A 21,528-nucleotide genomic window follows, 5' to 3' on the forward strand; every position below is an offset into this window, starting at 1 on the left:
TTCGGCGGCGCCGGCGGTCGCCCCCAATACCGCGGCATCCGGCGACTCGGGCGGCGACGACGGCGGTGTCCTGGTCCCCGTCCTGATCGGTGTAGGCGGCGTAGTGCTTCTCGTCGGCGGCTTCGGGGCCTTCGCCATCCGTCGCCGCCGAGCCCGCGAACTCGCCGCCGCCGCACCGCCACCCTGGCCGCCGGCCCCGCCGCCCTACTACCACCAGCAGGGCGGGCCATACGGGCGCGGTTGATGTCTGCGGTGCTCCGCACGCGATCGTCGAGATGACCTCGCTGCGCGAAGTCGACTGCTCCATCTGCCGGTTCGGTGGCCTCGACCGGCGGGGCGGAGGTTGTGGTGGTCGGCGGCTTGGGCGACCACCGCGTTCGGCGTCGGTGGTGCTGTTTTGTTGGTCGGCGGTCTTGTGGCGCTTGTCGTTCGGCGATGTCGGGCTCGGGAGCCTGTGGTTGCTTCGTTGTGGCCGGCCACCCCGCCTCACCCCCACCACCAGGGGGGCCCTACGGTCGCGGTTGATGCCTGGGAGGGTGGCGTGATCCAGCTCATATTGCCGTGTGGCAACGAGGGTGTCCGGTCGCGTCGTCATGTCTCTTGGTACGTACCGAGTGAGGGAGACACATGCCGAGATCGGCAGTACGCGCGTCAAGTGGCGTGAGCGTAGGGGGGCGTCGTTCGCGGCGAATACGTACGGCGCTGCCGGCGGTCGCGGTGTGCGTTGCGTTGCTGGGCGTGGGGGCCTGTGGGGGCGGGGGCGACGACAAGAAGTCCAAGAAGCCCGACGCCGTTTCGACCGGCAGCAAGGCGCCGGAGACCGGCGGCGGCACCGCAGGCGGCGGAGGCGGCGACAAGCCCGAGGCACCCAAGGTGTCCACGGCCGTGGTCACCATCGCCCCGAAGGACGGCGCGACCGGCGTCGCCACGGACGGTGCGTTGAAGGTGAGCGCCAGCGCCGGCAAGTTGACCGACGTCAAGGTCACCACGTCGGAGGGTTCGGCCGTCGAGGGCAAGACGTCGGCGGACGGCGCCAGTTGGCAACCCGCCTCGGCGCTCCAGACCGGTACCAAGTACGCGGTGTCCGCGGTCGCCACCGACCCGGCCGGACTCACCTCGGCGTTGCAGTCCTCGTTCACGACGCTGACTCCGGCGAACACCAACTTCGGCAACTTCAACATCGACGCCAAGGCCACCTACGGCGTCGGCATGATCGTCTCGCTGGAGTTCACCAAGGCCGTCAAGGACAAGGCCGTCGTGGACTCCTCGGTCACGGTGACCTCGGAGCCGGCGGTCGACGTCAAGGGCCACTGGTTCGGCGACCAGCGCCTGGACTTCCGTCCCGAGAAGTACTGGACGCCGGGCACCAAGGTCACCCTGCACCTGAACCTGGACGGCAAGCAGACCTCGCCGGGTGTCTACGGCAAGCAGAAGAAGGACGTCACCTTCACGATCGGCCGCTCGCAGACCAGCGTCGCGGACAACAACGCGCACACGCTCACGATCACCCGCGACGGCGGCGAACCGAAGAAGCTCCTGGCGAGCCTCGGCGACGCCGAGAACACCACGTACAACGGCAAGATGCTGATCATGTCCAAAGAGCCCACCGTGCACATGGATTCGCAGACCGTGCCCGGCTTCGGCAAGGGCGTGTACGACATCCCGGACGTCCCACACGGCATGCGGCTGAGTACGTCCGGCACCTATGTGCACGGCAACTACTGGCGCAAGCCCGCGCCGTTCGGCAAGGAGAACACCAGCCACGGCTGCGTCAGCCTCCAGGACGTCAAGGGCGGCGGCGACCCCGAGATGGCCGCCGCGTGGTTCTACGACAACTCGCTGATCGGCGACGTCGTCGAGGTGGTCAACTCGCCCGACAAGGTGATCGCCGCCGACAACGGCTGGAGCGGTTGGACGATGACCTGGGACAAGTGGTCGACGAACTGAGCCGGTCGGTCGGTCGTGGACAGGCCGAAGGGGGCGGTGTCGGTTCGCCGACACCGCCCCCTTCGGGTTTCTCCGCCGACCACTACCGGGTTGCTACCGACCCGGATACTGCCCCGACTGCGGCGGGTAGGGCTGGTGTCGGCCGTATCCGCCCTGCGGGTGCGGGTTCGCCGCGTACCGCGCGCCGCCCGGATAGGCGGCGGCCAAAGGCTGTTCGGTCACCGTGACCGAGTCCTGGCCTTCACTCCCTTTGCGGTGCGCGCGTCCCGGCCGCTTGGGCCACCACATGCCCCGGCCGAGCATCGCGGACAGGGCCGGTACCAGGACGATCGACAGCACGATCGCGGACAGGAGGATGCCGAGCCCGGTCGCGAAGCCCAGTTCCTGCTGTGCCGGGCTGGCCGCCAGGCTGGCGAACGAACCGGCGAGCACGAGTCCGGCCGTCGCGATCGCGGGGGCGGTGTGCTTGACCGCCTCGGCCACCGCGTGCCTGGCCGTGACCGGCTTGTCCATCTCCTCACGGATGCGGTCGCTGATCAAAATGTTGTAGTCGGTGCCCAGCGCGACCACGAACAGGAACAGGATCAACGGCAGGGTGAACGAGACGCCGGGGCGATCCAGCATGTGCTGGAAGACCAGCGTGCTCGCGCCCAGTGTGGCCACGAAGCCGAGTCCGACCGCGATCATCAGCACGAGCGGCGCCAACACGCAGCGCAACAGCATGAACAGGATCAGCGCGATCAGGATCGCGGCGACCGGGAACACCAGCTTCAGGTCCTTGTTCACCGCGGTCGACACGTCCGCGAAGATCGCGGCCGGGCCGGTGATGTGCGCCTCGGTGCCTGCCGGGGTGTTCTTCGCGATGATGTCCCGGACCGGACCCGACACCAGGTCTCGGGCTTCCTGGTTGTCCGACTTGTGGGCCAGGAACACGTCGATTCGGGCAGCGGTGCCGTCCTGGTTCAGGGTCGGCTTGGCCACCTGGCCGACGCCTTCGACCTTGGCGAGCGCTCCGGTGAGGCCGGTGAGGCCGCGCTCGTCGATCTTGGCACCGCCCTTGCCCGCCACGAACACGGTGTGCGGGTCGGTCACACCGGCCGGCAGCGAACGGGCGATCTCGCCGGCGACCTCGACTGCGGCGGTCTTGGGCGCGTTGGTCTGGTCGTAGTTCATCTTGACGCCCACCGCGCCGGCGCCGAGCGCGGCCAGGACGGCCAGGCTCGCCACCGCCCAGATCAGCGGCCGACGGCTGATGTTCAGCCCGAGCCGGGCGCTCAGGCCGCCCGCGCCTTCCTTCTTCCATGCCTTCGCCGGCCAGAACAGGCCGCGACCGAAGACCGAGAGCAACGCCGGCAGCAGAGTCAGGCTCGCGATCAACATGACCAACACCGACACGGCGATGGCCGGCCCGAGCACCCGGAACTGTCCGAAGCTGGCCACCCCCAGCGTCGCGAACGCGGCGACGATGGTCAGTGCCGCGCACGTGATCGCCGTACCGACCTTGCCGGACGCCTCGACGGCGGCCGCGCGGCCGCTCTGGTCGGGATGCGTACGCAATTGCTCCCGGAAGCGGAACATCAGGAAGAGGAAGTAGTCGATACCGATCCCGAGCAGGACGACGGTGATGATCGACGGCGTGCCCGTGTCCAGCTTGATGCCGGTCAGTTTCGCCATGGCGACGACCGCTCCCTGCGCGGCGCCGCCGATCACGGTCGTCACGAGCAGCGGCACGATCGCGGCGAGCACGCTACGGAAAACCAGCACGTTCAAGAGGACGATGAGGATCATCGTCAACATCGCCGCGAATTTCTGCTTTTCCTCGTCCGCGTCGAAATCGTCGACCGTGGACGCGAGACCTCCGGTGTATCCGGTCCGGAATCCGGCCGCGTCGAATTCGGCTTTCGAGGCTTCGCGGACGTCACGATAGACGTCCTGGAGCCCCGCGTCGTTCAGCTTTCCCTTCAGGTGCATGGAGACGAGTTGGAAACTCCCGTCCGGCGCCGGTTCGCCGACGACGAGCTTCGGCGTCTGGGAGTAGTTCTCCTCGAACTGCGCCGGCTCCATCTCGAACCGGCGGTTGCCCAGGTCGGCGGCGGTCTTGGCGATCTTCGGCCGGTCCTGCGGGGTGATCTTCGAGCCGTCGGAGCGGGCTACGAGGATGGTGACCGTATTGGGGTCGGCCTTCTCGTCGAATTTGTCCTCGGCGATCTGCATCGCCTTGGCGGAGTCGTATTTCTCGGGCAGGAACCCGCCGATCTCGGATTCGGTGACGCTGCTCGTCCACGCTTTGCCGGCGACCATCAGCGCTCCGCCGATGACGACCCAGACGATAATGGTGAGCCATCGATGCCGAATGGCGAACGTTGTAGTGCTACGGATCATTTTCCTTCTCCGCCGGCGGGCCTGCTGAACAGGGGAAATCAAGGGGGATTCGACTGATCCAAGACCATCATGCGAATACCCCGGTGGGCATCGACCGGGGGGACGGGACGCGACCGGGACCGTGGTCCGGGCGATCCGGCCACCCAGGACCGGGGTCCGGGGTGAGAGATCCTCAGTGCTGGGGATCGGCAACAGGGGCCCGACACGGTCAAATAGAGACAGGGCCGAAGAGCCGTCGCCCACTTGGACACCCGGCCGAAACCGCCGCCGAGGAGCCCCCACACCGCCGGCGCGAACCCCACCCCCGAGACGAACCCCGACCCCGCGAAGGAGGCCCCGGATGCGTACCGATCACCCCCGCGCGACCGCACCCGGCGGCCTCCTGGTGCGGCTGGCCGCTCGCGGGGCGGCGCCGAGGCGGCCGGCGAGGCTGTCGTGGAATCTCAACGACGCGCTGATCGTCGCCGCGACCGGACTGGCCGACGTGCTCGGCTACATCGTGCTGAGCCGGGCGAACGGGCCGTCGACGAGCACGACCGGGGTGGTCCTGCTGACGCTGTCCGCCCTGCTCCTGTTCGTTCGGCGGCGGTATCCGGTCCAGGTCCTCGCGGCCGTCCTGGTGATGCAGGTGGGCTTCACGTTCCGCGAGGCCGGCCCGCATATGTTCGCCACGTCCACCGCCGTCGCGCTGTACGCGGTCTCGCGCTCCCGAGGCCGCCTCGCCGTGGCCCTCGGCGCGGGCGCCACCTTGGCCGCGCAACTGCTTCGGGACGAACGAGGCACCGACCCCCTGGCGTGGGCCGGGCTCGCGGACGTGATGACGACCGGCTTGGTCGTGGCCACCGGGGCCGGCGTGTTCGCGTGGCGGCAACAGCAGTCGATCAACCGGCAGTTGCTCGCCGACGGCGCGGTGATCGAGGAGCGTCGGCGGATCGCCCGCGAGCTGCACGACATCGTGGCGCACCACATCACCACCATGTATCTGATGTCCGGCGGCGCCCGATCGACGCTCGACCGGGACCCCGAGACGGCCCGGTCCGCGCTGATCACCCTCGAAGGCTCCGGCCGCACCGCACTGCGCGAGATGCGGCAACTGCTCGGCGTCCTGCGCAGCTCGGACGCTCCCGAAGAGGCGCCGTCCGCGCCGCAACCCGGGATGGCGCAGCTCGACGGACTGATCGCCGAGTCGTGCGCCGCCGGCCTGCCGACCGAGTTGGAGGTCGCCGGCCCGGCCCGGCCACTGCCGTTGGCCACGGGGCTCACCGTGTACCGGATCGTGCAGGAGGCGCTGACCAACGCCCGCAAGCACGCCGGGCACGCCCGGGCCCGGGTGCGCGTCGAGTACCTGCCGGATCGGGTCGTGATCGAGGTGTGCGACGACGGCACCGGCATCGGGGAGCGGCGCGCGCCCGCCGTCGCCGGCGCGGGATACGGTCTGTTGGGCATGCGCGAACGCGTCGCGGTGCACGGCGGCACCCTGGAGACGGGCGGCCGGGACGAGGGCGGATACCGGGTGGCGGCGACCGTGCCGATACCGCCGACACAGGACGAGGAGAAGTGGCCCCGATGAGCTTGGCTTCCGGCGACGACGAGCGGGGCGGGACCATCGCGGTCCTCATCGCGGACGACCAGCCGCTGGTGCGACACGGTCTGGCGCTGATCCTGCGGTCCGACCCCGGCGTCGAGGTCGTCGGCGAGGTCGGCGACGGCCTCCAGGCGGTCGAGTCGGCGCACCGGCTGAACCCCGACGTGATCCTGATGGACATTCGGATGCCGGTGATGGACGGCGTACAGGCGACCACTCGCCTCACCGCCGAACTTCCCAGGTGCCGCGTCCTGGCCCTGAGCACGTTCGACATGGACGAGTACGTGGTGGGCGCGTTGCGCGCCGGTGCGTCCGGCTTCCTGCCCAAGGACGTATCGCCCGAGGAACTGATCGCGGCGGTGTACACCGTGCACCTGGGCGATGCCGCGGTCGCACCCAGGCTGATGACCCGACTGATCGAGGCTTACGTGAAGACACCGTCGACCCCGCGCTCCCAGGTGGCGGGCCTGTCCGAGTTGACCCCTCGCGAGGTCGAGGTGCTGCGACTGATCGCGGCCGGATTCGACAACGCCGAGATCGCGAAGACGATGGGCATCGGCATCCAGACCGTCAAGAACCACGCAACCGGCCTCTTCGCCAAACTGGGCGTCCGCGACCGCGCCCAGGCCGTGGTGTTCGCCTACGAATCGGGCCTGGTGCAGGCGGGCCGCGCGTAGCGCCGCGCCGCACGCCCGGCCGCCCGATCGCCGGCTCCCGCTCCGACCCCGACCCCCGGCCGAACCCACCGGACAGCGTCGGCCAATCGCTCGTCACGAGTTGTGGTGCACCCGTACGATGCGTGCGTCGTCGGGGGCGAGACGGGGGTGGCCGATGGGGCTGGTGGCCAAGCGGGTCGGGGCGTTACGTGGAGAGATCGCCGGGCAGTTGGGGATGCGGCGGCGGATTCGGCAGTGGGTGTCGATCGGGTTCGTGCTCGGGCTGCTGATCGGCGCCGGGGTGGCCGCCGGGGCCGCGGCGTTGTACTGGCCGGAGAAGGACGAGCCGATCAAGTCGACCATGCGCGAGTGGGAGATCCCGATCAAGCGCGGGTCCGTGCGCAGTGACAAGGTCGTGTTGGCCCCGCAGGGCATCACGTGCGGCATGGAGTGGATCACCGGCACCCATGCCGAACACTTCGCGCGCGGGCGCCTGTGCCGGATCAAGGTGTCCGTCACGAACACCGCCCTGACCGCCGTGCCGATCGCCAACCTGGAGCAGCGGCTCGTACTGCCCGACGGCACCCAGGTCGGCATGGACCTCGAAGCCATGGAGATCAAGCGCCAGTTGCGTGACTTCGTCCTCGGCGCGTCGAACACCCTGGTCGAGGACCTGTGGTTCGACATACCCGCGGGCGTCGCGCCGGTCGCGGTGCTGCTTCGGGCCAACGCCGACGCGCCGCAGGGGCGGGCCGAACTGCCGCAAAAGGACTGGTCGAAGCGCTGATGCCGCGAGTACGGTCCGGGTTCATGGATCAAGCCGCGGACCACTCACCCCCGCCGCCGCCCGCCGAGCCCCGGGTGCGCGAACTCGCCCGCAGGTTCGCCGAACGGCACCCGGAACTGCTGCGCCGACTCAAGGAAGCGTGAGATGTACCTGCTCACCGCCGCCGACGCGATCGCCGTCGCCGAGGAAACCACCGGCAATCCCGGGATCCGTGACGCCGGCCTGGTCGAGTCCGGCGTGGCCCGCCCCGGCACGTCGGTGTTCGGCGCGGACGCGTATCCCGACGTGTGGACCAAGGCCGCCGCGCTGATGCACTCGATCGTCGCCAACCACCCGTTCCTGGACGGCAACAAGCGCACCGGCCTGGTCGCGGCCGTGGTCTTCCTCGAATACAACGGCGTGAACGTCGAACACCTCGACGAGGACGCGACGTTCGATCTGGTGATGTCGATCGCGGACGGCAGCCTGAGTGAGATCCCTGCCATCGCCGAGGGCCTGCGGACGGTCCTCGGGGCCTGAACCCGCGCCGGCTCACGGCCCCGCAGTGGACCCGCCACGCCGCCGACCCGACCGACGCGGCCACCGATCAGGTCGTCAGCAACCGCTCCCGCAGCCGTTCGATCTGCGCGTCCGAGAGCCCCAGGCCCTCCCGCGCGTATCCCTCGACCGACCCGTACTCGCGCTCCGCGGTCGTGAAGGCCGTGTTCAGGTAGTCCTCGTGCACGTCGAAGACCGGCTTGAGGTGCGCCGGGTCGAAACCGCGCTCGGCGATGTGCCGCAGGATCTCGCTGTTCTTGCTCTTGAGGTGCTCGGTGCTCGCGAGGTAGTCCTCGACGATCGTCGCGCGCGGCACGCCCAGCAGGGTGAGCAGCACGGCCGAGGTCCAGCCCGTGCGGTCCTTGCCCTGTGAACAGTGGAACACCGTCGGCGCCTCCACCGCCGCCATCCGTGCGAACACGTCGCGGTAGGCGGTGCGCGCGCCCTCGGTGCTCACGAACCGGCGGTACACCTCGCACATCAGCTCACGCCCGGCCGTGCCGCCGAGCAATTCGCCCGCGCGGTCCGGGTCGGCGAAGACCTCGCCGAACAGCTCGTCGTTCTGCCGGCCCATGACGTCGGCGACCAGCAGTTCGGCGCCCTCGGGGATCAGGTCGGGCTCGCGGTCGCGTTCGGTGTCCGAGCGCAGGTCGATCACCAGGGCGATGCCGAGTCGGACCAGCGTCACGGCGTCCGCGGCGTCCACCGAGCCCAGGCCGTCGGAACGGTAGACGAGGCCGGTGCGTACCTTGCGGCCGTCGGCGGTGGCGTGGCCGCCCGCTTCGCGAAAGTTCGGGGCGGTGACCAGGGTCGGCGTCGGGGACGTCATGGTGCGCGGGTCCTTCGCTGCGGGGAAAGAGGGGCGGGATCGCGAACGATCACCAACACCCTACGTGAGCGTACGGCGGGCTCAGGTAGGCGCCCACACGCCGTGTTCGACCCGCAACAGCACGGCCGAGCGTCCCGCCAACACCAGCCCCGCGCCGCCGGGAACCGGCTCGCTGTAGCGGGCCATCGGGTCGCCGTCGAGCGCGGTGTCGAGCACCACCTCGTACGCGTGAGCCCACGGTTCGTCCGGCAGGGTGAAGCGCATCGGCTGCGACGAGGCGTGCAGGACGAACAGGAAGCTGTCGTCCACGATCCGCTCGCCGCGCGGCCCGCGTTGCTCGATGTCCAGACCCGACAAATACATCCCGAGCGTCGCGGTCGGCGCGAACCAGTCCTTGCGGGTCATCTCACGCCCGGTCGGGGTGAACCACGCGAGATCGCGCAACCCGTCGGGACCGGCCGGTCGCCCCGAGTAGAAGGCCCGCCTGCACAGCACCGGATGCGCGCGTCGCAGCCGGATCAACCGGGCCGTCAGATCGAGCAGGGGGCGCCACTCGGGGGAGTCCAACGCGGACCAGTCCAGCCACGAGAGTTCGTTGTCCTGGCAGTAGGCGTTGTTGTTGCCGCGTTGCGTGCGGCCCATCTCGTCACCCGAGGTGATCATCGGTACGCCCGTGGACAACAGCAGCGTGATCATCAGGTTGCGGATCTGCCGCTTGCGCAGCGACACCACGTCGATGTTGGCCGTCTCGCCCTCGTACCCGTGGTTCCACGACCGGTTGTTGTCGGTCCCGTCCCGGTTGTCCTCGCCGTTGTCCTCGTTGCGCTTGCGCTCGTAGGTGACCAGGTCGCGCATCGTGAAACCGTCGTGCGCGGTGACGAAGTTGATCGACGCGTACGGGTTGCGGTCGTCGCGCTGGTACAGGTCGGACGAGCCCGACAGCCGGTAGGCGAGGTCGCGCACGTCGGGCCGCGCGCCACGCCAGAAGTCGCGTACGGCGTCGCGGTAGCGGTCGTTCCACTCGGTCCACAGCGGTGGGAACGCGCCCACCTGATACCCGCCGGGACCCAGGTCCCACGGCTCGGCGATCAGCTTGACGCGCGAGAGCACCGGGTCCTGTTGGATCACTGACAGGAACGGAGACAGGCGATCCACGTCGTGCGTCGAGCGCGCGAGCGCCGCCGCGAGGTCGAACCGGAACCCGTCCACGCCCATCTCGGTCACCCAATAGCGCAACGAGTCGGTGATCATCCGCAGCACGTGCGGCTGCACGACGTTGAGCGTGTTCCCGCACCCGGTGAAGTCGGTGTAGGCGCGCCCGCCGTCGGCGAGTCGGTAGTAGCCGGCGTTGTCGAGGCCGCGAAAGCACAGGGTCGGCCCACCCGGCCCGCCCTCGCCGGTGTGGTTGTAGACCACGTCGAGGATGACCTCCAGGCCGGCCTCGTGCAGCGCGTGCACCATGTCGCGGAACTCGCGCACCTGGCCGCCGCGCCCGCCCGCCGAGCTGTACCCGGCGTGCGGCGCGAAGAACCCCACCGTGTTGTAGCCCCAGTGGTTGGTCCGGCCGGCCCGCGACAGGTGCTCCTCGGACACGAACTGATGGATCGGCAGCAACTCGACTGCGGTCACCCCCAGCCGCACGAGGTGGTCGATCGCCGCCGGGTGGGCCAGACCCGCGTAGGTTCCGCGCACGTGCTCGGGGATCCGCGGGTGGCGCGCGGTGAAGCCCTTGACGTGCAGTTCGTAGACGACGCTCTCGGCCCACGGGATCTTGGGCCTGCGGTCGTGCGACCAGTCGTGGTCGTCGGCCACGACCACCGACTTGGGCACGAACGCGGCCGAGTCCCGGTCGTCGCGCACCGTGTCGTCACGCCCGCGCGTGTGTCCGTACACCGCGTCGTTCAGGACGAACTCGCCGTCCACGGCCCGGGCATACGGGTCGAGCAGCACCTTGGCCGGGTTCCAGCGCGCGCCGGTCGCCGGGTCCCAGCGCCCGTGGACGCGGTAGCCGTACCGCTGACCGGGACCCACGCCCGGTACATAGCCGTGCCACACCCGAAACGTCCGTTCGCGCAGGGGCAGTCGAATCTCGCGCGTCGTCCCGTCGGGCCCGTCCTCGAACAGGCACAGGTCCACCGCGTCGGCGTCACCGGCCCACACCGCGAAGTTGGTGCCCGTGCCGTCGTGGCGCGCGCCGAGGGGAAGTCTGCGGCCCGGCCACGGCGTCGGCCGCCGCCCGTCGACCGCGGCGGGCACCCCCGACCCCTCGCCGACACCGACCGCGTCGACCGCGTCGAAGGTGCCGTGCAGGTCGTGTGTGCCCGGCGCGTCAAACGCCGCGTCGTGTGTGCCACGCGCGTCGGCCGCGGTGTTCGTCGCTTCACCCTCGAGCATCACGGCCCGCCTCCCGATCCCGGTGACCAGGATGTTCCCGCTGTGGCCCCGCCCCTACACGTGAACGCCGCGACGGCGGCACCCCCCGAGGGATGCCGCCGCCGCGAACGAGGCGATCGACCGGGTCGGTGCGGTCGATCGGATCCGCTCAGAACCAGGGGAACCAGGCGTGGATCGCGGTGTGTTGGTCCTGCACGTTGGCGTTGCCCTGGTCGATCACCACGACACCCGAGTTGCCCTTGACGCCCGCGTTGTTGTTCTGGTTCGAGGCGCCCGAACCGGTCGCGCTCTGCTGCGTGGCGTTGTAGTTGCCGTCCACGCCGCCGAGCACGTTGCCGCTGCCGGAGTTGGTGGTGTTGGAGGTCGTGGTCGACGCGCTCGCGCCGTTGTCCCCGACGGTGCCGTTGCCACCGTCGGCGGAGGCGGCGCCCGCACCGAGGAAGAGCAGACCGGCGGCCAAAGGAGAGACGGCGAGAAGGCCGAGCTTGCGGTTCATGTGTGTCCTCCGTATTGCGAGACCGGACAGGCGCCCGGGCGGCATCAGGTACAGCACGGCTACGTCCGACGGGCCGATCGATCCGGCCCGGTGGACGACGTCGTGTGACCAAGCTGTCGCAAACGGTCACCGCAAATCCAGCCTTGAGCCCATGCTTCCCTCGGGAGAGTGACAGGGGAGCCCCAACCCCCCAACGAGCTTCGACACGCAGGGTTGCGGTTTCCGGCGGATTTTCGCTCCGACGCCTTGAGATTTCGCCCGTTCTGCCGGATATCGTGACTTTGTCGACGCACGGTGCGTGACACCTCTACCGGCGGAGCGTGGAACCGCGCTTCGGCTCGGCTCGCAAGGCGGACAAGGGGAGTTCGAGCTTCCACCTTTACCCGACCTTCACCGTTTTCGGGTTTGGGGTTAGGTTGCCGGCATGCCTGTAGTCGTCACCGGCGCCGAACAACCACTCGGTCGCGCCGTCGTACTGGAACTCGCCGCGACCGGCGGCGAAGTGCGGGCCACCGTGCGTACCCGCGCGGCCGTCGGCGCGTTGCGCGCCGCCGGGATCCGGGTCGCGGTGACCGACCTGTCCGACCCGCTGCGCCTGGGCGCCGTCCTGGAGGGCGCGCACACCGTCCTGCATCTGGATCGAGGGCCGGACGGGCGCGGTTTTCCGGCGGATACCTGGCAGTGGTTGCTGGAGGCCGCGCAGGACACGGACCTGCAACGGATCGTCACGGTCTTGCCACTGCGGTCGGGTCGAACCGTCGTACGGGGCTGCGAATTGATTGTCTGTCAACTCCCGGAGCAGGCCCACGACCGGCCCGAACGCGCGGATCGTGAGCTGGTTCGGGAGCTGATCGAGGCGGATCGCCGCGCCGATCCGGGGACTTCGAACGCGCACCCGTGCGGGCACGGATCCGAGGTTGTCGGCGATTGTCGGGAAAGATGGGGACCGTCGGATCATTTGCCGATTGCTTGATCCCGTGGGTGGAACCGATGGGCGGCGCCGCAACGTCGAACGAGATGTGTTCGCGGCCCGCTTCGGGGCGTGGACCGAATCTCGAATCCCGGTGCGGATTCTTCGAATGTTCGGGTCGTCCGGGTTGTCCGGGCGAAACAAAAGGGGGTTGCCTGACATGTCAGGAGGATCGATGCCGCTCTCGAGGCGGACGCGGGTTCGGTGGCGCGTGGTGCCCGCAGCGCTGCTCGGAGCTCTCCTGCTCGTGTCGGGGTGCAGCTCCGACGGTGGCGGCGGCAAGAACGACAAGGACAAGACCAACACCTCGAACAGCGGCGGCTCGGGTGCCAAGGGCGACAAGAAGGGCGCCGATCTGGCGGCCGTCACGCTGACCCCCGTCGACGGCGCGAACGCGATCGACCCGCAGGCGCCCGTCACGATCGCCGTCAACGGCGGCAAGCTCGGCGAGGTCAAGGTCGTCAACGCCACGAATGAGCCGGTGGACGGCGCCCTCGACGGCGACGGCAAGACCTGGAAGCCCAAGGTCGCGTTCACCCTCGGCGGCAAGTACACGGTCACCGCGACCGCGACCAACGCCGACAACACGCCGACCACCGCGAAGGCGACGTTCAGCACCCTGTCCGGCGACAAGAAGGTCACCGCCCGGTTCAGCCCCGAGGACGGCTCGACCGTCGGCGTGGGCTACCCGGTGTCACTGAACTTCGACCACCCGGTCAAGAACAAGGCCGCCGTCGAGAAGGCCCTCTCGCTCGACATAGAGCCCAAGGTCGAAGGCGCGTGGCACTGGTTCGACAACACCCGGGTGGACTACCGGCCCCAGGACTACTGGGCGGCCGGCACGACGGTGAAGGTCAACCTGAACCTGCGCGGCGTCGACGTGGGCAACGGCGCGATCGCGAACCAGTTCAAGAGCTTCAGCTTCAAGATCAGCGACGTGCGGCGGATCGCGCAGGTCGACGCCAAGGCGCACACGATGAAGGTCTACGAGAACCAGGAACTGGTCAAGACCATCCCGATCACCGCCGGCGAGTCGCCGAAGTACGCGACCTGGAACGGCAAGATGGCGATCACCGAGAAGTTCGAGCAGACCCGGATGAACTCGCAGACCGTGGGTCTGGGCAGCGAGTACGACATCGCCGACGTGCCGTACGCGATGCGCGTCACCACCTCGGGAACGTTCGTGCACGGCAACTACTGGGCCGACCCGAGCGTGTTCGGTTCGCAGAACACCAGCCACGGCTGTGTCTCCATGACCAAGGAGAACGCCAAGTGGCTGTACGACCGGGTGATCGCCGGTGACGTCATCGAGGTGACCGGCTCCGACGAGGAGATGGTCGCCCCCGACAACGGCTACGCCGACTGGACGATGCCGTGGGAGAAGTGGATCGCGGGCAGCGCCGGTTCGGCGTCGACCGCGCCGTCCACCGAGTCGGCCACTACGCCGTCCACCGGATCGTCCACCGCCCCCGCCACGTCCTGACGAAGACCGAGCCGGCGTTTCCCACGACCGCCGGACGGGCCGACCTCGGCCCGTCCGGCGGTCGTCTCGCTCTCGGCACTAGGGTCGAATCCGGACCGTAGCGGACCGTCAGGGCAAGAACAGAGGAGACGTCATGGGCGAATTCGTGAACCTGGAAGTGGCCGACGGCATCGGCACCATCCGGTTGAACAGGCCGCCGATGAACGCGCTGAACCTGCAACTGCAGGAGGAACTGCGCGCCGCCGCCCACGAGGCGACCGAGCGGGCCGACGTACGGGCGGTCGTGCTGTACGGCGGCGAGAAGGTGTTCGCGGCGGGCGCGGACATCAAGGAGATGGAGACCATGTCGTACACCGACATGGTCGATCGCGGCGCGGCGCTCCAGTCGTCCTTCACCGCGGTCGCCGAGATCCCCAAGCCGGTCGTCGCGGCGGTCACCGGCTTCGCCCTCGGCGGCGGCTGCGAACTCGCCCTGTGCGCGGACGTACGCGTATGCGCGGACAACGCCAAGCTCGGCCAGCCCGAGATCACCCTGGGCATCATCCCCGGCGCCGGCGGCACTCAGCGCCTGCCGCGCCTGATCGGCCCGAGCAAGGCCAAGGACCTGATCTTCACCGGGCGCTTCGTGGCCGCCGAGGAGGCCCTCGCGATCGGTCTGGTGGATCGCGTGGTTCCGGCCGGGGACGTCTACGCCGAGGCGGTGAAGTGGGCGACGCAGTTCGCCGACGGCCCGGCGTACGCGCTGCGGGCCGCCAAGGAAGCCGTCGACCGCGGCCTGGAGGTGGACCTGGCCACCGGTCTGGAACTGGAACGCCTCCAGTTCACCGCGCTGTTCGCCACCGAGGACCGCACCACCGGCATGCGGGCCTTCGTGGAGAAGGCCAAGCCGAAGTTCTCCGGGCGCTGAGCGGTCGCGACGCCGTGCGGTGGCGACGCCGGACGATCGCGGCAGAGGGCGTTCGCGGCACCGGGTGCTCCTGACACCGGATGTTCGTGACAACGCATGAAAAACACCTCGGGGCCGGCAGGGCGAGCAGCCCCACCGGCCCCGAGGTCGTTCACCGAACCCGGCCGAAAAGATCAGAGGTTCGGGTACAGCGGGTGCTTGGCCGCCAATGCGGTGACACGCTCGGCCAGGTCGGCCTTGCGGGCGTCGTCGAAGCCCGGCAGGAGGGCCTGGGCGATGATGTCCGCGACCTCCTCGAAGTCGGCCGTCTCGAAACCGCGTGTGGCCAGGGCCGGCGTGCCGATCCGCAGACCCGACGTGGTCATCGGCGGGCGGGGGTCGAACGGGACCGCGTTGCGGTTGACCGTGATGCCGATCTCGTGCAGGCGGTCCTCGCCCTGGCGACCGTCGAGCTCCGAGTGGCGCATGTCGACGAGCACCAGGTGCACGTCGGTGCCGCCGGTGAGCACGCTGATGCCCGCGTCGGTGACGTCCTTGCGGGTGAGCCGCTCGGCGAGGATGGCCGAGCCCTCCAGGGTGCGCTGCTGGCGGTCCTTGAAGTCGTCGGACGCGGCGACCTTGAAGGCCACCGCCTTGCCCGCGATGACGTGCTCCAGCGGACCACCCTGCTGGCCCGGGAAGACCGCCGAGTTGATCTTCTTGGCGAACTCCTGCTTGGACAGGATGACACCGCCGCGCGGGCCGCCCAGGGTCTTGTGCGTCGTCGTGGTGACCACGTCGGCGTACGGCACCGGGTTGGGGTGCAGGCCCGCGGCCACCAGGCCCGCGAAGTGCGCCATGTCCACCATGAAGTACGCGCCGACCTCGTCGGCGATCCGCCGGAACTCGGCGAAGTCGAGCTGCCGCGGGTAGGCCGACCAGCCCGCGATGATCAGCTTCGGCCGGTGCTCCTTGGCGAGGCGCTCGACCTCCTCCATGTCGACGCGGTGGGTCTTCTCGTCGACGTGGTAGGCGGCGACCTGGTACAGCTTGCCGGAGAAGTTGATCTTCATGCCGTGGGTGAGGTGGCCACCGTGGGCCAGGTCCAGGCCGAGGATCGTGTCGCCGGGGGAGAGCAGCGCGAACATCGCGGCGGCGTTGGCCGACGCGCCCGAGTGCGGCTGCACGTTGGCCGCCTCGGCGCCGAACAGCTCCTTCACCCGATCGATGGCCAGCTGCTCGATGACGTCGACGTGCTCGCAGCCGCCGTAGTAGCGCCGGCCCGGGTAGCCCTCGGCGTACTTGTTGGTCAGGACGGAGCCCTGGGCCTCCAACACCGCCACGGGGGCGAAGTTCTCGGAGGCGATCATCTCCAGGGTGTTCTGCTGGCGGTGCAGCTCGTCGGTGACGGCGGCGGCGACCTGCGGGTCCACCTCGCTCAGCGGACGGTCCAGGATCGTCACGGTTGTCAGCTCCTCGATCGGGTCGATCTCGCTCATTCGCCGCAGAACGCGGCGTAATCGTCGGCGGACAGCAGGCCGGCGGCCTCGCCGTCGATGCGCACCTTGAACAGCCAGCCCGCACCGAAGGGGTCGGAGTTCACGAGCGAGGGGTCCTCGACCACGGCGTCGTTGACCTCCACGATCTCACCGGAGACCGGTGCGTAGATGTCGCTGACCGACTTCGTGGACTCCAACTCGCCGCACGGCTCGTCCGCGGTGACCTGGCGGCCGACCTCGGGAAGCTCGACGAACACCACGTCGCCGAGCGCTTCGGCGGCGTGCTGGGTGATGCCCACGAGGGCGGGGGAGGCCGCCTCGTCGAGCCACTCGTGTTCCTTGCTGTAGCGCAGGTGCTGGGGTGCGTGCACGAGTCCATTCTCCATTCGGACGAGGTGGCTGTGTGCCACGGGTTGATTTGCGATGGTTCGTGGTGGTATGCGTCAGGCTCGCTTGTAGAACGGGAGGGCGACGACCTCGACCGGTTCGGCCTTGCCGCGGATGTCGACCGCGAGGCGGGTGCCCGGTTCGGCCCGGTCCGACGCCACGTAGGCCATCGCGATCGGCACGCCCAGCGTCGGCGACGGCGCGCCGGAGGTGACCTCGCCGACCCGCTCGCCGGTGTCGGCGTCCACCACCGGGTAGCCCGCGCGCGGCACCCGCTTGCCCGGCGAGGTCAGCCCCACGAGCGTGGTGGCCGCACCCGCCTCGGCCCGCGCGGCGAGCGCGTCGCGGCCGACGAAGTCCTCGGGCTTGTCGAGCCGGACGACCCGGCCCAGGTTCGCCTCGTACGGGGTCACGTCGCGGGTCAACTCGTGCCCGTACAACGGCATGCCCGCCTCCAGGCGCAGCGTGTCGCGGCACGACAGGCCCGCCGGGACCAGGCCGTGCGGCGCGCCGGCGGCCAGCAGCGCGTCCCACAGCGCGACCGAGGTGCCCGGCGCGGCGAAGAGTTCGAAGCCGTCCTCGCCGGTGTAGCCGGTGCGGGCGAGCAGCACGGGCACGCCCGCGACCTCGGTGCGCAGGATCGCGTAGTACTTCAGCGCCGGCAGGTCGGCGTCGGTGAGACCGCCCACGATCGCGGTGGACGCCGGTCCCTGGACCGCGAGCAGCGTGTACTCCTCGGACGCGTCGCGCACGACCGCGTCGAAGTCCCGGGAGCGGTGCTTGAGGCTGCCGGCGACCACGTCCGCGTTCGAGGCGTTGGCCACGACCACGAAGTGCTCGTCGCCGAGGCGGTAGACGATCAGGTCGTCGACGATGCCGCCGTCCTCGGTGCAGATCATCGTGTAGCGGGCGCGGTCGATCCCGATCTTGGAGACGAAGCCGACCAGGGCGTGGTCGAGCGCGCGGGCCGCGTCGGGTCCGGTCACCTCGATCTCGCCCATGTGGGTGAGGTCGAACAGGCCGGCGGTGGTACGGACCGCGTTGTGCTCGTCTCGCTCGCTGCCGTAGCGCAGCGGCATCCGCCACCCGGCGAAGTCGGTCATCGTGGCCCCGAGCGCGTCGTGCACGGCGTCGAGCGGGGTCCGGCGGTCGGTGATCATGCAAAGACTCCTTCGGAAGGACACCGGCCGCGGGCATGCCGAGCGGCCCGCCGGGCGCGGGGAAGCGCAAAGCGGGGGGCGCGGGTGGCGGTGTGCCGTGCGGGTGGCGACGGGTACGAGTACGAGAACTGCTGCGCGGCCGGTCGGTTCGAGGGCACATTCGAGGACAAAGGGGGCTCCCTGCCATGGCTTAAGCCCTTTTCGATCGGAATCGATCGAAAAGTGGGGTGCCCTCCCCTTCTGTCATCGGAACCTGAGAGCTTCACCGTCCTCGCGCAACGAAGACGGTTTGCACCGTGGGTGAGCCGCACCTGCGGGGCGACTGCTTTCCAGAAGTGCCTGACCCATGCGGTGACGGTGCCTGAGAGTTTCCGGGGAGGAGTTGCTCCTTCGGCGCCCCGCTCGATGGCGGGAACTCTTCCGCGTGGGGTCGACGGCCGGTATGTGGTTGTGCCGGGCATGCTAGCGGCTTGTCGCGCGAGCATGCGCGGGGCGGCGGTGAATTTCTTGGGAGGGCTCGTGGAGACGGAGTCGGCGGGGGCGCATACCGGCGCCGCATCGAGCGGCGTGCTCGCCCCTCGGGCTCTGCACGACCTCCGGGAGGAACGACATCCGCCACCGAGCGGCTCGACACCGGACGGCCCGACGGCAGGTTGCCAGACACCGGAGCGCCCGACGACAGGTTGTTTGGTCACAGGTTGTTCGACGGCGGGTTGCTCGACATCGGGTCGCCCGACGACGGGTGGGATCGGCGTACTGGTCTATCCGGCGTCGGGTGTGCTGATCGTCACCGGCCTGCCGGGCGCGGGCAAGAGCACACTGCTCGCGCGCACGGTGACGCCGCGGTGGGACGTGGCGGTACTGGACGCGGATCGGGTCCGGGCCCGCTGGGAGCGGCGGGCAGGCCGGATCCCGTATCGCTTCTATCGGCCGCTGGTTCGGCTGTCGCACTATCGCGAGGTGGTCGGCGCGCTGCGCGGACCCGGCGCGGTGGTGGTGCACGACAGCGGGCGCAATCCGCTGATGCGCAGGGCGACCATGCTCGCGGCCCGAAGACGGGGCAGTTCCGTACACGCGCTCCTGCTCGACGTGACGGCCCATCAGGCGCTGTCCGGTCAGCGCGAGCGCGGCCGCGGCGTGTCCACCCCGGTCTTCGCGCGCCACCACCGCGAATGGCGCGATCTGCTCGCCGCGCTCACGCCGTGGTTCGCGTCCGGCCCGCCACCGGTGTCGCCGCCGGCGGGGTTCGCGTCGTGTGTTCTGCTCGACCGTACGGCCGCGGCCGGCCTGACCGCGATCGTCTTCACCGAACCTTTGCCCCATCAGGTCCGCCGCGGCTCCCGATCCGGTGCGGGAGCGGGCCGCTGACCGGCATCCGTTCCCGGCCGCGACGCCGGCCGTAAACTGCGGCTGACACAGAGGAGCACCACCATGCCGTTCCCGGCCAATCCCGTGGAGAGCGCGCTCGTCGCGGCCATGCGGGACCCGTCCCGAGCCGAGGCCCTTTTCGAGGCCCTCGCAGCCGGCGACGTGTGGGTGCCGCTGCCCGCGGGCGGCTCGCGTGAGGACCACGAACTGACCCTGCCGACGACCTGGATCGACGGCGGACCCTACGTGCCGGTGTTCTCCTCCGAGGAGGAGTTCCGTCGGCTCGCCGGGCCGATGGAGTGCACCGTCGCGCCGCTGCGCGAGTTCGCGCGCGGTCTGCCTCCCGAGGTGGGCATCGCGATCAATCCCGGCGGCGAGGTGGGCATTCCGATCCCGCCGCCCGGCGTCCTGGAACTGGCCAGGACATCCGGCTCGGGGCGCGGCGCGCGGGTGCGGTTGTACGAGCCTCCCGAAGAGCCGATGGATTTTTTGATCGCGGCCGCCGCCGAGTTCACCCACGTGCCCGTCGTGCTCAGTGCGCGCCGCGGTCTCGGTGTCGTCGAGAACGATCCGCCGTGCCTGTTCATCGGCGTCGAACTGGACCGCTGGCAGGAGGAGGACCGGCTCGCGGCACTGGGCGCCCTGGAGCGCGCGCTCGGCCGGGCCGCGTCGCCGTGGCCGGTCAATGTGGTGCTTCTGGACGTGGCGCAGGATCCTGTGGGGGACTGGATGCTGGGGCAGACCCAGCCGTTCTATCTGCGGGTCGACCAGCGCTGACCGCGCCGCTGTCGGCGCCGACTGTGTCGCGACACGCTCTCGTGGGATCCGAGCCGGTGCCCGCCGGTGTCGTGAGTGGCCGTCGGGTCACCGGGGGCACCCGGTCACCGGCGCACCGGGCGTTGCGGCTCACCGGGCGTGTCGGCAACCGTCAACATCTGTATATCCGTTCGGGTCGGGGAGGACGTCGTGAACCAGGTCGAGCAGGCATTGAGCCAGGTGGCGCCCGGGCGCTACGACGCCTACGAGCGGCTCCTCGAAGCCCTCGACGGCGCGAGCGTGTGGATGCTGCTCTGGCAGGGGCAGCCCGGGAGTTCGGACGCGCAGTACGGGAACATGGACGTGGCCGGCTGGCGCTACGCCCCGGCGTTCACGTCCGAGGAAGAGCTGCGGTCGAGCCGCTGGGATCGCTCGTTCGAGGTCGTCCCGGTCGCCGAGATCGCCTCCTCGCTGTACACCGACCACTGGGGTCTGTGGCTGAATCCACACGCCCAGGGCGGCGGCGTGGGAGTGCCCCACCTCGACCTGCGGCGCATCGTCGGCGGCCTCGACCGACTGATGGCCGGCCCCCTGGAGGTCGGCGAACCGACCCTGTGGGACCCGGCGTTCTATACGTTCCTGGGCGGTCAGCTCTTCCAGACCCAGGTCGTCCGGGCCGCGCACCGCGCGTGGGTCAAGCCCGTGATCGGACCCGAACGGCTCGTGATCGGACTGCGCCTGACGGACAATCAGCCCGAAACGATGCGCAAGATGCGAGAGGCGATGGCCCGCGCGTCGGAGGCCGCGCCCGCGGAACTGACCATCTCCTCGGTCGCCCTCGACGATCCGTTCGATCCGGTGGCGGCGTGGATGCGTGACAACACGCGTCCCTTCATCGGCATCGACATGCTCGACGAGGCCGTGCGCAACCGGCACTGAGACCGGGCGCGGTGGTCGCACCCGCGGCGGGCAACAGCAACTGATGCCCCAAAAAACTGACGTCACGTCACGAAGCGCTTCCTTGTTGTGATTTCGTGACCGTTCTACGCGGATCAACCGTTTACTCGTGTCGCTGTAATCACGGTTGAGTAAAAGTATTCGTTCAGCACTGTTCGTGACCCCCGTCACGGAGGAGTCTCACCCGGACGACAGATCCCGAAGATCATCGGGATCGCACAGCCGGATATGGCGACGGAATCGGCGATCCCGAGCCGCCGTCGCATCCGTGAGCGGGGAGGCCGAGTTGACGGCGCCGATCGAGACCACCGGCATGGACCGGGAGGCACGTCCCGAAGCCGTCGCCGATGCCGGCGGCGTGCGCATCGAGGGGCGTTCGCTCGGGCAGATCGCGTGGGCCCGCTTTCGCCGGGACCGGGTCGCGATGGCCGGCGGCGTGGTGATCGTCT

Annotated in this window: 18 protein-coding genes, 2 pseudogenes and 1 riboswitch; of the genes and pseudogenes, 13 read left to right on the forward strand and 7 right to left on the reverse strand. The window is 69.7% G+C overall.

The genetic code is table 11. The features are described 5' to 3' along the window. Positions 1–244, forward strand: a pseudogene (locus tag GT354_RS52595) (hypothetical protein); the annotation flags it as partial. Between the two features lie 416 nt (positions 245–660). Continuing rightward, complete coding sequence (locus GT354_RS14655) at positions 661–1,947, forward strand: Ig-like domain-containing protein (RefSeq protein WP_346012032.1); 1,287 nt, start codon at positions 661–663, stop codon at positions 1,945–1,947. A gap of 93 nt (positions 1,948–2,040) precedes the next feature. Here GT354_RS14655 and GT354_RS14660 read toward each other — a convergent pair whose 3' ends face one another. Beyond that, positions 2,041–4,572 carry an MMPL family transporter gene (locus GT354_RS14660; protein ID WP_346012033.1) on the reverse strand — a complete coding sequence of 844 codons (2,532 nt, stop codon included), beginning with the start codon at positions 4,570–4,572 and terminating at the stop codon, positions 2,041–2,043. A gap of 97 nt (positions 4,573–4,669) precedes the next feature. On the opposite strand from GT354_RS14660, the gene GT354_RS14665 reads away from it, so the two are divergent. The 4 genes from GT354_RS14665 (at position 4,670) to GT354_RS14680 (ending at position 7,876) form a co-directional block, all read left to right on the forward strand. Next, positions 4,670–5,899, forward strand: coding sequence for a sensor histidine kinase (locus GT354_RS14665; protein ID WP_161356748.1), 1,230 nt, complete (start codon positions 4,670–4,672; stop codon positions 5,897–5,899). Next, positions 5,896–6,591, forward strand: coding sequence for a response regulator transcription factor (locus GT354_RS14670; protein WP_161356749.1), 696 nt, complete (start codon positions 5,896–5,898; stop codon positions 6,589–6,591). The genes GT354_RS14665 and GT354_RS14670 overlap by 4 nt, the downstream gene beginning before the upstream one ends. Positions 6,592–6,754: 163 nt before the next feature. Then, complete coding sequence (locus GT354_RS14675; protein ID WP_161356750.1) at positions 6,755–7,357, forward strand: hypothetical protein; 603 nt, start codon at positions 6,755–6,757, stop codon at positions 7,355–7,357. Between the two features lie 144 nt (positions 7,358–7,501). Beyond that, positions 7,502–7,876: a type II toxin-antitoxin system death-on-curing family toxin gene (locus tag GT354_RS14680; protein ID WP_161356751.1), complete on the forward strand. Its 375-nt coding sequence runs from the start codon at positions 7,502–7,504 to the stop codon at positions 7,874–7,876. A gap of 67 nt (positions 7,877–7,943) precedes the next feature. On the opposite strand, the gene GT354_RS14685 is transcribed toward GT354_RS14680, so the two are convergent. The 3 genes from GT354_RS14685 to GT354_RS14695 all read right to left on the reverse strand — a co-directional run bounded on the left by GT354_RS14685 (position 7,944) and on the right by GT354_RS14695 (position 11,613). Continuing rightward, complete coding sequence (locus tag GT354_RS14685; RefSeq protein WP_161356752.1) at positions 7,944–8,723, reverse strand: tyrosine-protein phosphatase; 780 nt, start codon at positions 8,721–8,723, stop codon at positions 7,944–7,946. 81 nt (positions 8,724–8,804) lie between these two features. Then, entirely contained in the window at positions 8,805–11,117 is a 2,313-nt protein-coding gene (glgX, locus tag GT354_RS14690; RefSeq protein ID WP_237534877.1) for a glycogen debranching protein GlgX, read from the reverse strand. A 148-nt stretch (positions 11,118–11,265) separates the two neighbouring features. Further along, on the reverse strand, positions 11,266–11,613 hold the full coding sequence (locus tag GT354_RS14695) for a hypothetical protein (protein ID WP_161356753.1): 348 nt from the start codon (positions 11,611–11,613) through the stop codon (positions 11,266–11,268). A gap of 424 nt (positions 11,614–12,037) precedes the next feature. Between GT354_RS14695 and GT354_RS14700 the strand changes: the two genes are divergently transcribed. From GT354_RS14700 to GT354_RS14710, 3 genes are all read left to right on the forward strand, one after another. Continuing rightward, a complete protein-coding gene (locus GT354_RS14700; protein ID WP_161356754.1) occupies positions 12,038–12,586 on the forward strand; it encodes an NAD(P)H-binding protein in 549 nt (182 codons plus the stop codon). 172 nt (positions 12,587–12,758) lie between these two features. Beyond that, on the forward strand, positions 12,759–14,066 hold the full coding sequence (locus GT354_RS14705) for an Ig-like domain-containing protein (RefSeq protein WP_202511906.1): 1,308 nt from the start codon (positions 12,759–12,761) through the stop codon (positions 14,064–14,066). Positions 14,067–14,199: 133 nt separating this feature from the next. Beyond that, positions 14,200–14,973: an enoyl-CoA hydratase-related protein gene (locus GT354_RS14710; RefSeq protein WP_161356755.1), complete on the forward strand. Its 774-nt coding sequence runs from the start codon at positions 14,200–14,202 to the stop codon at positions 14,971–14,973. A 173-nt stretch (positions 14,974–15,146) separates the two neighbouring features. Here the strand turns inward: GT354_RS14710 and glyA are convergent, their stop codons facing one another. The 3 genes from glyA to gcvT all read right to left on the reverse strand — a co-directional run bounded on the left by glyA (position 15,147) and on the right by gcvT (position 17,998). Beyond that, positions 15,147–16,415: a serine hydroxymethyltransferase gene (gene glyA / locus GT354_RS14715; RefSeq protein ID WP_161356764.1), complete on the reverse strand. Its 1,269-nt coding sequence runs from the start codon at positions 16,413–16,415 to the stop codon at positions 15,147–15,149. 32 nt (positions 16,416–16,447) lie between these two features. After that, positions 16,448–16,822, reverse strand: a complete 375-nt coding sequence (gene gcvH / locus GT354_RS14720; protein ID WP_161356756.1) for a glycine cleavage system protein GcvH — start codon at positions 16,820–16,822, stop codon at positions 16,448–16,450. 72 nt (positions 16,823–16,894) lie between these two features. Then, positions 16,895–17,998, reverse strand: coding sequence for a glycine cleavage system aminomethyltransferase GcvT (gcvT, locus tag GT354_RS14725; protein WP_161356757.1), 1,104 nt, complete (start codon positions 17,996–17,998; stop codon positions 16,895–16,897). Positions 17,999–18,337: 339 nt separating this feature from the next. Continuing rightward, a riboswitch (glycine riboswitch) is annotated at positions 18,338–18,431 on the reverse strand. A gap of 344 nt (positions 18,432–18,775) precedes the next feature. On the opposite strand from gcvT, the gene GT354_RS14730 reads away from it, so the two are divergent. The 4 genes and pseudogenes from GT354_RS14730 to GT354_RS14745 all read left to right on the forward strand — a co-directional run. Next, complete coding sequence (locus GT354_RS14730) at positions 18,776–19,366, forward strand: AAA family ATPase (RefSeq protein ID WP_161356758.1); 591 nt, start codon at positions 18,776–18,778, stop codon at positions 19,364–19,366. A gap of 63 nt (positions 19,367–19,429) precedes the next feature. Continuing rightward, positions 19,430–20,143, forward strand: a complete 714-nt coding sequence (locus tag GT354_RS14735; protein ID WP_161356759.1) for an enhanced serine sensitivity protein SseB — start codon at positions 19,430–19,432, stop codon at positions 20,141–20,143. A gap of 189 nt (positions 20,144–20,332) precedes the next feature. Next, the gene (locus GT354_RS14740; protein ID WP_161356760.1) at positions 20,333–21,061 is read left to right on the forward strand and encodes an enhanced serine sensitivity protein SseB C-terminal domain-containing protein; all 729 of its coding nucleotides are present in this window, start codon (positions 20,333–20,335) and stop codon (positions 21,059–21,061) included. A gap of 304 nt (positions 21,062–21,365) precedes the next feature. Continuing rightward, a pseudogene (locus tag GT354_RS14745) lies at positions 21,366–21,528 on the forward strand (ABC transporter permease); the annotation flags it as partial.

The sequence above is a fragment of the Streptomyces sp. SID3343 genome (assembly GCF_009865215.1).
Classification (GTDB): domain Bacteria; phylum Actinomycetota; class Actinomycetes; order Streptomycetales; family Streptomycetaceae; genus Embleya.

Bases quoted from the DNA above. Each gene is read 5' to 3' on its own strand.
- GT354_RS14665 (WP_161356748.1), top strand. From the start codon at position 4,670: ATGCGTACCGATCACCCCCGCGCGACCGCACCCGGCGGCCTCCTGGTG.
- GT354_RS14670 (WP_161356749.1), top strand. From the start codon at position 5,896: ATGAGCTTGGCTTCCGGCGACGACGAGCGGGGCGGGACCATCGCGGTC.
- GT354_RS14680 (WP_161356751.1), top strand. From the start codon at position 7,502: ATGTACCTGCTCACCGCCGCCGACGCGATCGCCGTCGCCGAGGAAACC.
- GT354_RS14685 (WP_161356752.1), bottom strand. From the start codon at position 8,723: ATGACGTCCCCGACGCCGACCCTGGTCACCGCCCCGAACTTTCGCGAA.
- glgX (WP_237534877.1), bottom strand. From the start codon at position 11,117: ATGCTCGAGGGTGAAGCGACGAACACCGCGGCCGACGCGCGTGGCACA.
- GT354_RS14695 (WP_161356753.1), bottom strand. From the start codon at position 11,613: ATGAACCGCAAGCTCGGCCTTCTCGCCGTCTCTCCTTTGGCCGCCGGT.
- GT354_RS14700 (WP_161356754.1), top strand. From the start codon at position 12,038: ATGCCTGTAGTCGTCACCGGCGCCGAACAACCACTCGGTCGCGCCGTC.
- GT354_RS14705 (WP_202511906.1), top strand. From the start codon at position 12,759: ATGCCGCTCTCGAGGCGGACGCGGGTTCGGTGGCGCGTGGTGCCCGCA.
- GT354_RS14710 (WP_161356755.1), top strand. From the start codon at position 14,200: ATGGGCGAATTCGTGAACCTGGAAGTGGCCGACGGCATCGGCACCATC.
- gcvT (WP_161356757.1), bottom strand. From the start codon at position 17,998: ATGATCACCGACCGCCGGACCCCGCTCGACGCCGTGCACGACGCGCTC.
- GT354_RS14735 (WP_161356759.1), top strand. From the start codon at position 19,430: ATGCCGTTCCCGGCCAATCCCGTGGAGAGCGCGCTCGTCGCGGCCATG.